Origin of the sequence: Marinobacter sp. UBA2688 (genome assembly GCF_002352785.1) — a bacterium.
GTDB classification, from domain to species: domain Bacteria; phylum Pseudomonadota; class Gammaproteobacteria; order Pseudomonadales; family Oleiphilaceae; genus Marinobacter; species Marinobacter salarius.
Map to the genome: position 1 here is coordinate 7,919 of NZ_DELU01000001.1, position 11,690 is coordinate 19,608.

Consider the following 11,690-nt stretch of genomic DNA (forward strand, 5'->3'; position numbering starts at 1 on the left):
CGTAGGATGAGCCGATGGTCAGATGCCGCCCGCCGTCATCAACGGAAAACCCGATGGGCTGTCTCTCGACAGCAAGAACGTCTCCGATCATGGAGGCCAGCAGTTCCGGGTGGCCGCCGGCCTTGCCGCCGAAGATATTGCCAAGCGCTTCCTGCTGGTGCTCATCGGCGCGTTGGTCGAGGTACAACACAACTTTCCAGTTGCCTTCTGCCATGGGCCCCGGGGCGTTGAGCGCAAGCGCAATGTTCAGATCATCAAGCGCCACCTCGCCGTAAGCTCCTTTCTTGATGTGCCAGCCGACCAGGGCCGAGCAGTCGCCTTCTGTCGGTGGCTCCAGGTAAATGCATGGGCAAGCGCCTTTGCATGTGCAACTTTCAAGATAGTCACCCTGAATTTGCCATTGGGTGCTCATCGTCGCCTCCTTACTCAAATTGAGGGTTGGTGTGCGGTTACTGCTATTGTCAGTTATAGCCCTGAATAGGTGTTTTGAGGTGATGAGGGGATGAGAATATCGTGAGAATGTAGCGGAGGGAGACGATCATGCCGCAACGGATGTCCGACATACTGGCGGCCCGGGCTCACCGGACGTTTGTAGGGCGCGATACAGAGCTTGGCGCTCTGGAAACCATGTTGATGCCAAAGGGGCCGAGGGTGTTACACGTTCACGGTATCGCCGGCATTGGCAAGTCCGCGTTGCTGGCGCGTTTCGCAACGATCGCCCGGGCCGGGGGAGCAACGGTTATCCTGCTTGATTGTCGCCATGTGGAGCCTACTGAGCAGGGTGTGCTCGGGGCGCTCGCGGAGGCCATTGGTGACACAGGATCGCGTGCCGGGGACATCGCTGATCGGTTGGGAGAGCTGGGCGGCGCTGTTGTACTGGCCTTCGATACCTTTGAAGTATTCAGGCTTCTGGATACCTGGTTGAGGCAGGTGTTCATTCCGCTATTGCCCGAAAACGTAAGGGTGGTTCTGGTGGGGCGCCAGCCGCCTACCTCAGCCTGGTACGCGAGCCCGGGATGGGGGTGGTTAATGCGGGCTGTCCCGGTTTCCTCGTTGACCGACACAGAGGCGGAGAACTTCCTGCAGGGCCTGGGCTTGGAGCAGGCGGACATATCCCTGATCGCCCGCTGTACTCATGGCCATCCGTTGGCGTTGAAGCTCGCTGCGGCAGCCGTGAGGGAGGCCTCGCCGGAGCAATGGCCCACCGGTGCGCCCTTGATGAACTCACACGGATTTTTCTTGAGGATGTTGGCGATGAAGTTACCCGGCGGGTGCTTGAGGGGGCGGCCGTTGTCCGCCGGGTAACCCTGTCGCTACTGCAAGCGCTGTTTCCGGATGTGCCGCCCCAGGATGCCTGGGAGAGGCTGCGTCGCTTGCCCATTGTGGTTGGCGCCAGCGATGGTCTGTTGATCCACGATGCGGTGCGAGAGGCCATTGCGCGTTCCCTGCATGCGAGTGATCCGGCGCGCTATCTCGAATACCGCCGTACAGCCTGGCGGCAATTGGCGACAGAGGCGGGCGTTGCCGGTGGCGGTGATCTCTGGCGATACACCGCCGACATGCTGTTCATGATTGAAAACCCAGTGGTGCGGGAAGCGTTCTTCCCGAGTGGTTCCCCCACGTTCGCCGTAGAGCCAGCCCAGGCGGACGATGGACCTGCGCTGGAGGATATTACCCATACCTGGGAGGGAAGTGAGGCCGCCGGAGCTTTGATGGCGTGGTGGCGCCGTTTGCCCCAGGCATTCTCATCGGTCCGGGACGGTGAGGGCCGCATGGTAGGTTTCTACGGCAAGCTCCGTTCGGACGAGCTCCAGCCGGCCTGGCTGCTGGACGATCCGATAGCTGGCCAGTGGTATTCCCATCTCAAACAACATCCCATGCCCCGGGATGCCATTGCCCTGTTTTGCCGCCGCTGGTTGAGCATTGATGACGGAGACTCTCCGGGTGACGTACAGGCAGCGGTTTGGCTGGACCTGAAACGTGCCTACATGGAGCTCAGGCCCAGACTTCGCCGTGTTTACCTGACAGTCCGGGATATGGGCGCCTACGCTGCTGTCGCCAGACGGTTGGGTTTTGAAGTGCTGGAAGATCACACCGTTGTGTTGGATGGCCGACGCTACCATTCTGCCGTGCTCGATTTTGGCCCCGCCTCGGTGGACGGCTGGCTGGCGGACCTTGCCGCTGCGGAGCTTGGCGTTCGGCGTGCGAACGAACTGTTGGACCCGGACGCCCGGGAACTGGTACTCGAAACGGGCAGGGTAGCTCTGACGCCACTGGAATTCGGTGTCATGCGTTACCTGAATGCTCGTGAGGGCAAGGCCGTGTCGCGCAGTGAACTGTTGCGGGATGTATGGGGGACGCGATACGAGGGTGGCAGCAACGTGGTTGACGCGGTGGTTCGCACTTTGCGCAAGAAACTGGGGGATCAGGCTGCCCGGGTCGAAACCGTGTCTGGCGTAGGGTATCGGCTGCGGCCAGGTGGGCAGACTAGCGCAGCCAGTTCCGGAGCTTGATCACCAGAAGTTCTGCGTCGGTCAGTGCCTGCCGGCGTTGCAGCAGTTGCGCCAACACAGCCGGTCGGTCGGTAATGATATTGTCCACCCCCATGTCGATGAAGCGTGACATCGCCTGTGGCGTATTGACCGTCCAGACATGCAGTTCGTTGCCAGCACGGTGGGTGCGAGCCACCGTGGCGGGAGTGACACGGTTCTGTCGCAGGCCCAGTATGTCAAAGTGTTGCTCCCACAGCGGACCAACGATGAATTGTGCCAGCAGGCTGGTTTTCAGCGAAGGCTCCAGTTGTCGCGCTTCGGCCAGGACCCGCCATTCGGCGGCCGCAATCACCGTGTTCTCCACGGCATCCATGCGCTGCAGCATATGGACCACCTCCCTGGTCAGGTCGGGCGTCTCCGGAGCGGGCTTCAGATCGAGGTATAGATGGGCTTGTCCTCTGGTGGTTTCGATGACCTGTTCCAGCGTGGCGATTCGCTCATCGCTGAACGCAGGGCCGAACCACGAACCAGCGTCCCGGGCACGGGCCTCTTCCAGGGTGATATCGGAGATCCTGGCGTTCAGGCCGAAGACACGTCGCATGTCGGTATCGTGCCAAAGCACCGGCACGCCGTCCGCGGTCATGCGGATATCCACTTCAATGTAGTCAGCGCCATCCTCAATGGCTTGTCTTATGGCGCTCATGGTGTTTTCCGGCGCCTTGAAAGCACTGCCACGATGGGCAGTAATGGAAACATCGTCCCGGTGGTCGAAGGATTGCAGGACAAACCAGGCCTGGGTGGCGGCCAGGATGATGATTAAAAGCTCGGCCGACCACGCCAGTGGTGAGGCCCGCCGGGGCAGGGTTTGGGCAGTGCTGTGACGGTGGTGACCCGTTGCCTGTCTATACACGCTGTATATCAGCATGCTGTAGGCCGCCATGCCGGCAAAGGCGGCGGTGAGGGTGAACAGGATATAGAGCGCGATCAGGCCCAGGGTGACGGGCATCAGCACGCCCATTCGCTCCGGCAGGCTCGTTATGATCTCGCCTCCCATTGCCTGGAACAGCCATGTAACCACGATGGGGATCAGCGCCAGGCCGACCAGGCCTGCGATGATTGCGCCCATCACAGGCAGGCGCTGGCCGTGGATATAGCGGCTACTTTGTCTGAGAGCATCGCGCGCACCTCTGCGCTCCAGCAGGAGCAGGGGAACCGATAGTACCCAGCGCAGATAAAGCCAGCCGTTACATACGGCGATTCCCAGCGCTGCGACACCAGATATGCCCAGGAACCACCAGACTTCGGGTGGCCGTTCCAGCTTCAGATAGTAGATGTCGTGGGGTGAGATCAGCCACTGGTAACTCACCACTATGGCCAGCAGGAAAGGCACAGCGATCAGCGCATGGCCGCCCAATTGCAGCAGGGTGAGGGTGAGTAGTTGTTTGAAACGTCGCGCAAGAGCCCACAGCGTCGCAATGGCGATCCGGTATTCGCGGCCTCCGCCGGAGGCGGCAATCCAGGTCATGCCCGCCTGTTGCAGGATTACCAGGAGAGCGGTCAGGGTCGCCGTTGCGCTGATCCATAGTAAGCCGCCAGGGGACACCACAAACTGCACCAGCCCACCAGTGCTGATGGCGGCGTGACCGGTTATCGGCCGAAGCGCTGCCAGGGCGCTGGAAAAGAGCGGCGCAATGGCGGCCAGAACGAGGCCGGTGAAAAACAGATAAAAGACCAACAGCGCCCGGCGATGAACGTGCAGGAATGCCAGAGTGTGCAGTGCAAGAATCTTCATTCAGGTAGCCGTTCCCATATCGAAGTTTCAAGCTCAGGGGTCCTCTGCGGGCTTCATGAGGGCTGCCCTGTTGAACAATGCAGTGCGCTCATCGAACGTCAGGAATGGTTCGGCATTCGTCGCCTCAAGCGTGCCAAACAGTCGCTCCGGATTAAAGCGCCAAGTGGTGCAGTCGGTCATCAGTTCGCTGCAGCTCAGAAGCTGCCCCGATTCCCTCAGGAAATACTTGAGCCCGGTATAGGTGTCCGCCAACAACAGGTCGCGTTGCTGTTTCGGTTGCTTGACCATCAGGCTCCGGCCAATCATGTCGCCGGCCTCTGTCCCGAGCCCCGTTGCATCCAGGATGGTGGGTGGAATATCGATTTGCGCCACAATCTGGTCACGATTGGCGTAATCTTCGAGTGAATCGCTGTCCGGAGGACGTATCGCCAGCACACCAACGTTGCTGTTCAGAGGCACGGATTCATGATCCTTGCGGATGAATCCGCCGGACTCATCCGATGTGATAATGACTAAAGTGTCGTCAAGAATGCCGTCGGACGCCAGGTCGTCAAGAAACCGATTCAAGGCATCTTCCATGGTTCTCATGGCCTTCTTGCGCGCCTCCTGAGGCTCTGGTGTGATGTCCTCGGTGCTCAATTCGTCATCCGGTGGTTGTTGCTCCGGCTCTTTTCCGATTTTAAACGGGTGATGGGTCCCCACGTTCAGCAGGGTGACCATCCACGGGCCGGGCTTCTCATCAAGCTGTCGCAGACGCTTTGCAACGTTGCTGAAATAGATCGGATCAGGTGGCCCCCAACCTTCCACTTCTTCTTCGGGGCTGTTGAAGATCTTTGCGCCGGTGACATCGATAAATCCGGCCTGCGGCATGAACTCACCCTTTTGCATGTAATCCAACGGCGCGGCCTGCCAGTAGGCCGTGTGGTAGCCATGTTCCTTCAGGTGTTTGGGCATGCAGTCCACCACAACCCGGCCTTCAGCTACATCAACCATTTTCCGCGATTGCCGGCGGAAGTCCGGGTATTCGCCACACAGGATGGCAAAGGTGCCGCGATCTGTCTGGCGCTCCATGCTCAGCGAATTCCGGTAGATACGAAATCCATGACGGAGCAGGTTTTCTTCAAGGCTGGCCAGGGTAACGGTTGGGTCGAGATCGTGATAGCGGCTCAGGCTTGGGAAATAACCGCCGGACATGCCCTCAATCATGACCAGCAGCACGTTGGGGTGGTCCCTCACAATGGGGGCGGCAACCTGGTGACGAAAAAAGCTCGCCGTCTGCAGGGTTTTCAGGGCTTTTTCAGACCCGTTGAGGTCCTCGTCTTCCGTGGATAGTGCTGGGGCGAGTGGCCCTATGATCGCCCCTGGTATCTGGGCGAAAAAGCTGGCGACAACGTTGTTTGCGGGCGTTGTAAGGCTCTGGAAAGACACGCCATAGACCGCGGCTACGAGCACCGCAACCACCACCTGCCCGGTCCTGCCTGCCGGCAATGTTTCGGTGTCGAGACGACGGTGCTGCCAATGAAGAATCCAGGCAAGGGAAAGGTAGACGGGAAGCCAGAGCGCGTGAATGTTGATCAGGCTGCCAGTCACAAAGGTTGGATCAACGCCCTTGCCAATCAGTGACAGCTGGAACAGGGTTCCGTGAACGGTAAGGTGCATGCCGGCAACAAACGTTGCGCATCCCAGAACCACGACCAGAATAACCCTCGAAATGCCTCTTGTGATGCACAGCAAAACAGCGAGAACAAACGCACCGGCCAGGTCGCCGGCAATCATTGCCAGCGGATCGGGAACGACACCGCTTTGCAGCACATAGCTCGCCCTGACAACAACCAGCCAGCAGAAAGCCAAAACCAGTGTCTGGCGGAAATGTCTGGCCATGAGCCCAGAGAAAAATGTCATAGTGTGGTCCGGTATCGAGCGGCGATTAAGGTCGTCAGCATAGGCGTGAAAGACCGGGTGCCAAACAAACAGGTTATCGCTACCGGCTGGAGGCTGGCAATGTCGCGGAACGTTTATGAATCACTGGTAATCGGATGGCTGATCATTTTTACCCTGTCAGGGTGCTCCGATGAAATGGATCCCGCGCAGGCAGAAGCGGAATCGACAGGCGTGCAGGACCTAAGCGCACCTACGATTACGCTAAGTGAGGCTGAGCTCGATTGGGTGGGGCAGCAGATTTTTCGTAATGAATGTTCTGCGAAGAAAGCCTGCCTTGTGCACTGGAACGAAGGTGAAGCCTTTCCGTCGCTCGGTATCGGGCATTTTATCTGGTATCCGTCGGCAGTGGAGGGGCGGTTCGTAGAAAGCTTTCCCGCACTGATCCGGTACATGGCCGAGCGTGACGCACCATTGCCCCGCTGGCTCGCACGGCTGGACCCATTTGACGCACCATGGCCTGACAGGGCCGCTTTTCTCGAGGTGGCAGATTCTGCCCGTGTTGCCGAACTGAGGGAGTTTCTGCTGGCGACCCGGGATCTCCAGGCCGGCTTTATTGTCCAGCGGGCCAGTAGCTCCCTGTTACGTGTCATGCAGGCAGCTCCTGACGCCCAACGAGCACGTGTAAAGCGGCATCTTGAGGAACTGGTCAGTACGTCCGGCGGGGTTTATGCCGTCATTGACTATGTAAACTTCAAGGGGGAGGGGCTGGCCGCCACGGAGCAATACAACGGTGAAGGATGGGGGTTGTTACAGGTCCTTCTTGCCATGAAAGGCGATGACCGGCCGACTCTTGAGCGATTCAGAAGCGCAGCCGCTGAAGTATTGACCCGTCGGGCCGGGAACGCCGACGCTCCGATCGAACGAGAACGCTGGCTGACGGGCTGGCTCAGTCGTTTGGAAAGCTATCGGGAGCCGGATCATACTTTGGTCTCACCAAAATAATTCGTGAAAACTGGTCCAATTCGCGAACGCCTTCTACTTTATAGGGAAGCGGTTGAGAAATTGCCTGCCCTATGGTCTGTCAGCGCGTGCTGATGTGAGGCATTCGCTGCACAAAGTTGTGGCCTGTAGAGGTTGAAGACAGTATTCGAGGCTGCTTGTTTGATAAAACAAATACTATAAATCAACACGTTGGTATATCTGGCTCGTAAATTGCTCATATTCTGTGCACCTCTAACCAACGGAATTTTGGAGATAAAATAATGAAGAACGCCAAGTCGATTGCCGTCGGCGCAGCCATGCTGTGTGGAGTTTTTACCGCTTCGGTTGCCAGTGCGGCTACGACGCTTGAAAGCGTCAAGGAAAAAGGGCATTTGCAGTGTGGTGTAACCAGTGGTCTTCCCGGGTTTTCACAGCCGGACGACAAAGGTAACTGGACCGGTATAGACGTCGACACCTGTCGTGCCGTAGCCGCTGCGATTTTTGGGGACGCCAAGGCGGTCGAGTTCACGCCTTTGACCGCGAAAGAGCGTTTTACCGCACTCCAGTCGGGTGAAATAGACATGCTGTCACGTAATACCACGTGGACACTTACCCGGGATGCATCGCTGGGTCTCAACTTCGCCGGTGTTAACTACTACGACGGTCAGGGCTTCCTGGTGAACAAAGGCATCGGCGTGGACGATGCCACACAACTGGACGGTGCGACTGTCTGTATCCAGGCCGGTACAACCACCGAGCTCAACCTGTCGGACTACTTCCGCGCCAAGGGCATGGAATACAAACCCATTGTATTTGATACATCTGAACAGACGGTCCAGGGCTTTGCGTCCGGTCGTTGTGACGTGCTGACCTCAGACCGTTCACAGCTTGCGGCACTTCGCTCCAAACTGTCCGACCCCGATTCGGCCAAGATCCTTCCCAACACCATCTCCAAGGAGCCCCTTGGGCCGGTCGTGCGCCAGGGTGACGACCAGTGGTTCAATATCGTGAAGTGGGTGCTGGCTGTGCAGATCAACGCAGAAGAACTGGGTGTCACCAGCGCTAACGTTGACGACATGCTGAAGTCAGATAACCCGAACATCCAGCGCCTGCTGGGCACTGATGGCGACATGGGAGCCAAGCTTGGTCTGCCGGGTGATTTTGGCGCCAAGATCGTCAAACAGGTCGGCAACTACGGCGAGATGTACGATCGCAACGTAGGCCCGGACACTCCGCTTGGTCTGGAGCGGGGCATCAACGCCCTGTGGACCGAAGGCGGTGTTATGTACGCACCTCCGGTACGTTAATACCTGAAAGCACCCAGTGGGCGTGCTCCCGTTGGAGCCGCCCACTGACATCTGTGATTCGTTTCGTCGCGGGCTAGCTTTCCGGGAACATGCATGAAAAAACAAACCTTTGATTCCAAACCTGCGGGGCCAAAGCCCTGGTACGACCCGCGGGTTCGCGCTATTTTTTTCCAGGTAGTAGCCATTGCCCTCGTCTTCTGGGGTGGCTGGGTTCTTATCGACAATACGCTCTCCAACATGGAAAGCCGTGGCATAAGCACCGGTTTCGGGTTCCTTGATGAATCAGCCGGGTTCGGCATCATCATGAGCCTGGTCCCCTACGACGCCACCATGTCGTACGGTCGAACCTTTTGGGTCGGCCTGACCAATACCCTTCTGGTATCGGCAATGGGTGTGGTGACCGCCACTATCCTCGGTTTCATCATCGGTGTTGCCAGGCTTTCTAGTAACTGGCTGGTTGCCAAAGTCTCTCTGGCTTATATCGAAGTGATCCGCAACATCCCCCTGCTGCTGCAGATTTTCTTCTGGTACTTTGCTGTGCTCAGCAGCCTGCCTTCACCGCGCCAGAGCGTGGACGTCGGTGGAGCTTTTTTCCTCAACAATCGTGGCCTGTATGTGCCGGAGCCGGTGACTCAGGATGGCTTTGGCCTGGTGTGGGGAGGCGTTCTCGCGGCCATTGCAGCCGTCATTGGCATTCGTATATGGGCCAAGAAGCGCCAACTGGCGACCGGAGCGATTTTCCCGACGTTCAAGGTTGGCGTGGGCATTCTGGTTCTGGTTCCGATAGTGTCGTACCTCCTAGCCGGTCAGCCCCTGGAATGGGATTTGCCAGCACTGAAGGGCTTCAATTTCGGTGGTGGCATTTCCATCATTCCGGAACTGGCGGCGCTATGGATTGCCTTGTCCCTGTACACCGCCAGCTTCATCGCGGAAATCGTTCGGTCCGGCATCCTCTCGGTCAGCAAGGGGCAGACTGAGGCATCGAAGGCACTAGGCCTTCCGAATGGTCTTACGCTCAGGTTGGTGGTGATTCCCCAGGCGATGCGGGTGATTATCCCGCCGTTGACGAGCCAATATCTTAACCTGGTGAAGAACTCCTCACTCGCCACGGCCATCGGTTACCCCGATCTGGTCGCGGTGTTCATGGGAACCACGCTGAACCAGACCGGCCAGGCCGTGGAAGTTGTGGCCATTACCATGGCTGTTTATCTCACCATCAGCCTGTTGATCTCCCTGTTTATGAATATCTATAACCGGGCTGTAGCGATTAAGGAGCGATGATGGCTGAGTCAACCATGAAGGCGCCGAAAAAACGCATTGATCCTGTCCGGTGGGCGCGGGAGAACCTGTTTTCAAGCTGGCACAACACGATTCTGACCCTGTTGGTGGGCTACCTGATCGTGACCAGCGTGGGTCCCTTGCTCAATTGGGTATTGCTGGATGCGAACTTCCAGGGCAGCGACCCGAGTGACTGTACCGGAGCGGGAGCCTGCTGGCTGTTTATCAACCAGCGGCTTAATTTCTTTATCTACGGGTTTTACCCCGAGGAATTCCAGTGGCGCGTGGACATCATGTTCGGCCTGCTGGCACTGTCTTTCGCGCCTCAGTTCATTGAACGCTTTCCTGGCCGTAAATGGCTGGGATTGTTCGGACTGACCGGGCTGCCGATTGTCGGCTACTTCCTGATTCCGGGTGGCGTGTTTGGCCTGGAGGAGGTTCAGAGTTCGAAGTGGGGTGGGCTGATGCTGACGCTGATTCTGGCGTATATCGGCATCATTGCCTCGCTGCCAATCGGCACCTTGCTGGCGCTGGGGCGTCGCTCCGAGATGCCGATCATCCGTGGGCTCTGTGTGGTTTTCATCGAAGTGTGGCGAGCAGTCCCGTTGATTACGGTTCTGTTTATGGCCTCGGTGATGCTGCCGTTGTTCCTTCCGGAGGGCATGAACTTCGAGAAACTGGCGCGGGCACTCATCGGTATCACGCTCTGGCAATCGGCTTATATGGCGGAGGTCATTCGCGGCGGCCTGCAGGCGATTCCCCGTGGGCAGTACGAAGCCGCCAGTGCGTTGGGCCTTGGATACTGGAAGAAAATGGGACTGATTATCCTACCCCAGGCGCTCAAGCTTGTTATTCCCGGCATCGTTAATACGTTTATCTCGTTGTTCAAGGACACAACGCTGGTGCTGATTATCGGGCTATTCGATATTCTCGGCACCGTTCAATCGACGGTTACGGACCCCGCCTGGCAGAACGTGGCCGTGGAGGGGTATGTCTTTGTGGCGTTCTGTTTCTGGGTGTTTTGCTTCGGCATCTCCCGATACAGCCAGAACCTTGAGCGCAAACTAGATACCGGTCACAGAACCTGATGGGTAAACCAATGACAGAACAAACGCAAACTCCTGATACGCAATCGTCACCGTCCTCGGACGTTGGCAAGTCCGATATTATTCGGGTGGAGGGCATGCACAAGTGGTACGGCGATTTCCACGTGCTGAAGGACCTCAACCTGGCGGTTCGCCATGGCGAGCGCATCGTGATATGTGGCCCCTCCGGTTCGGGTAAATCCACGTTCATTCGCTGTATCAACCGGTTAGAGGAACACCAGCAAGGCAAAATCATTGTCGACGACGTGGAACTGACCGACGATGTACGTCAGATCGACAGCGTCCGGCGCGAGGTTGGCATGGTGTTTCAGCATTTCAACCTGTTCCCGCATTTGACGGTGCTCGAGAACTGCTGCCTGTCGCCGATCTGGGTGCGGAAAACGCCGCGCAAGGAAGCTGAGGCTACGGCGATGGAGTATCTGGAACGGGTGAAAATTCCGGACCAGGCCAACAAATTCCCAGGTCAGCTTTCCGGCGGTCAGCAACAGCGGGTGGCTATCGCCAGGGCGCTGTGTATGAAGCCGAAAATCATGCTGTTTGACGAGCCGACGTCCGCGCTGGACCCTGAGATGATCAAGGAGGTGCTGGACGTCATGATTGAGCTGGCGGGCAGTGGCATGACCATGTTGTGCGTTACCCATGAGATGGGCTTCGCCAAGACGGTGGCTGACCGGGTGATTTTCATGGACGGTGGTGAAATCGTTGAAGAGGCGCCGCCCCACGATTTCTTCACCAACCCGCAGGAGCCCAGGACCCAGAAGTTCCTGAAGCAGATCCTGCAGCATTGAACGGCCTGCAACACCTAACGGAAAGAGCCGGGCGTCGCCCGGCTCAGATTGCTGACGAACCCCGG

At 58.0% G+C, this 11,690-nt stretch carries 10 protein-coding genes; 7 read left to right on the top strand and 3 right to left on the bottom strand.

Features of this window, described 5'->3' with window-relative positions:
- Positions 1 to 412, bottom strand: a 412-nt coding sequence (locus B3M52_RS00045) for a DUF1326 domain-containing protein (RefSeq protein ID WP_286748460.1), incomplete at its 3' end; no start/stop codon positions are given.
- Between the two features lie 128 nt (positions 413 to 540).
- On the opposite strand from B3M52_RS00045, the gene B3M52_RS00050 reads away from it, so the two are divergent.
- Both B3M52_RS00050 and B3M52_RS00055 read left to right on the top strand, forming a co-directional pair.
- The gene (locus tag B3M52_RS00050; RefSeq protein WP_218618586.1) at positions 541 to 1,305 is read left to right on the top strand and encodes an ATP-binding protein; all 765 of its coding nucleotides are present in this window, start codon (positions 541 to 543) and stop codon (positions 1,303 to 1,305) included.
- Positions 1,197 to 2,513 carry a winged helix-turn-helix domain-containing protein gene (locus B3M52_RS00055; protein WP_218618585.1) on the top strand — a complete coding sequence of 439 codons (1,317 nt, stop codon included), beginning with the start codon at positions 1,197 to 1,199 and terminating at the stop codon, positions 2,511 to 2,513. Before B3M52_RS00050 ends, B3M52_RS00055 begins: the two co-directional genes overlap by 109 nt.
- Here B3M52_RS00055 and B3M52_RS00060 read toward each other — a convergent pair.
- Positions 2,488 to 4,284 carry a glycerophosphodiester phosphodiesterase family protein gene (locus B3M52_RS00060; RefSeq protein WP_075196050.1) on the bottom strand — a complete coding sequence of 599 codons (1,797 nt, stop codon included), beginning with the start codon at positions 4,282 to 4,284 and terminating at the stop codon, positions 2,488 to 2,490. The genes B3M52_RS00055 and B3M52_RS00060 overlap by 26 nt on opposite strands.
- Before the next feature lie 33 nt (positions 4,285 to 4,317).
- On the bottom strand, positions 4,318 to 6,186 hold the full coding sequence (locus tag B3M52_RS00065) for an LTA synthase family protein (protein ID WP_075196049.1): 1,869 nt from the start codon (positions 6,184 to 6,186) through the stop codon (positions 4,318 to 4,320).
- Positions 6,187 to 6,285: 99 nt separating this feature from the next.
- Here B3M52_RS00065 and B3M52_RS00070 point away from each other — a divergent pair, with 99 nt between their 5' ends.
- The 5 genes from B3M52_RS00070 (at position 6,286) to B3M52_RS00090 (ending at position 11,625) form a co-directional block, all read left to right on the top strand.
- Positions 6,286 to 7,167 carry a hypothetical protein gene (locus tag B3M52_RS00070; RefSeq protein WP_075196048.1) on the top strand — a complete coding sequence of 294 codons (882 nt, stop codon included), beginning with the start codon at positions 6,286 to 6,288 and terminating at the stop codon, positions 7,165 to 7,167.
- A 260-nt stretch (positions 7,168 to 7,427) separates the two neighbouring features.
- Positions 7,428 to 8,453 (top strand): amino acid ABC transporter substrate-binding protein, encoded by a 1,026-nt coding sequence (locus B3M52_RS00075; RefSeq protein WP_036205048.1) that lies wholly within the window; start codon positions 7,428 to 7,430, stop codon positions 8,451 to 8,453.
- Positions 8,454 to 8,546: 93 nt separating this feature from the next.
- Positions 8,547 to 9,734, top strand: coding sequence for an amino acid ABC transporter permease (locus tag B3M52_RS00080; RefSeq protein ID WP_036205050.1), 1,188 nt, complete (start codon positions 8,547 to 8,549; stop codon positions 9,732 to 9,734).
- Positions 9,734 to 10,819, top strand: a complete 1,086-nt coding sequence (locus tag B3M52_RS00085) for an amino acid ABC transporter permease (RefSeq protein ID WP_075196047.1) — start codon at positions 9,734 to 9,736, stop codon at positions 10,817 to 10,819. The genes B3M52_RS00080 and B3M52_RS00085 overlap by 1 nt, the downstream gene beginning before the upstream one ends.
- A gap of 95 nt (positions 10,820 to 10,914) precedes the next feature.
- Positions 10,915 to 11,625 (top strand): amino acid ABC transporter ATP-binding protein, encoded by a 711-nt coding sequence (locus B3M52_RS00090; RefSeq protein ID WP_136633129.1) that lies wholly within the window; start codon positions 10,915 to 10,917, stop codon positions 11,623 to 11,625.
- Positions 11,626 to 11,690: the final 65 nt, after the last annotated feature.

Bases quoted from the DNA above. Each gene is read 5' to 3' on its own strand.
- B3M52_RS00050 (WP_218618586.1), top strand. From the start codon at position 541: ATGCCGCAACGGATGTCCGACATACTGGCGGCCCGGGCTCACCGGACG.
- B3M52_RS00055 (WP_218618585.1), top strand. From the start codon at position 1,197: ATGGCCCACCGGTGCGCCCTTGATGAACTCACACGGATTTTTCTTGAG.
- B3M52_RS00060 (WP_075196050.1), bottom strand. From the start codon at position 4,284: ATGAAGATTCTTGCACTGCACACTCTGGCATTCCTGCACGTTCATCGC.
- B3M52_RS00065 (WP_075196049.1), bottom strand. From the start codon at position 6,186: ATGACATTTTTCTCTGGGCTCATGGCCAGACATTTCCGCCAGACACTG.
- B3M52_RS00070 (WP_075196048.1), top strand. From the start codon at position 6,286: ATGTCGCGGAACGTTTATGAATCACTGGTAATCGGATGGCTGATCATT.
- B3M52_RS00075 (WP_036205048.1), top strand. From the start codon at position 7,428: ATGAAGAACGCCAAGTCGATTGCCGTCGGCGCAGCCATGCTGTGTGGA.
- B3M52_RS00080 (WP_036205050.1), top strand. From the start codon at position 8,547: ATGAAAAAACAAACCTTTGATTCCAAACCTGCGGGGCCAAAGCCCTGG.
- B3M52_RS00085 (WP_075196047.1), top strand. From the start codon at position 9,734: ATGGCTGAGTCAACCATGAAGGCGCCGAAAAAACGCATTGATCCTGTC.
- B3M52_RS00090 (WP_136633129.1), top strand. From the start codon at position 10,915: ATGCACAAGTGGTACGGCGATTTCCACGTGCTGAAGGACCTCAACCTG.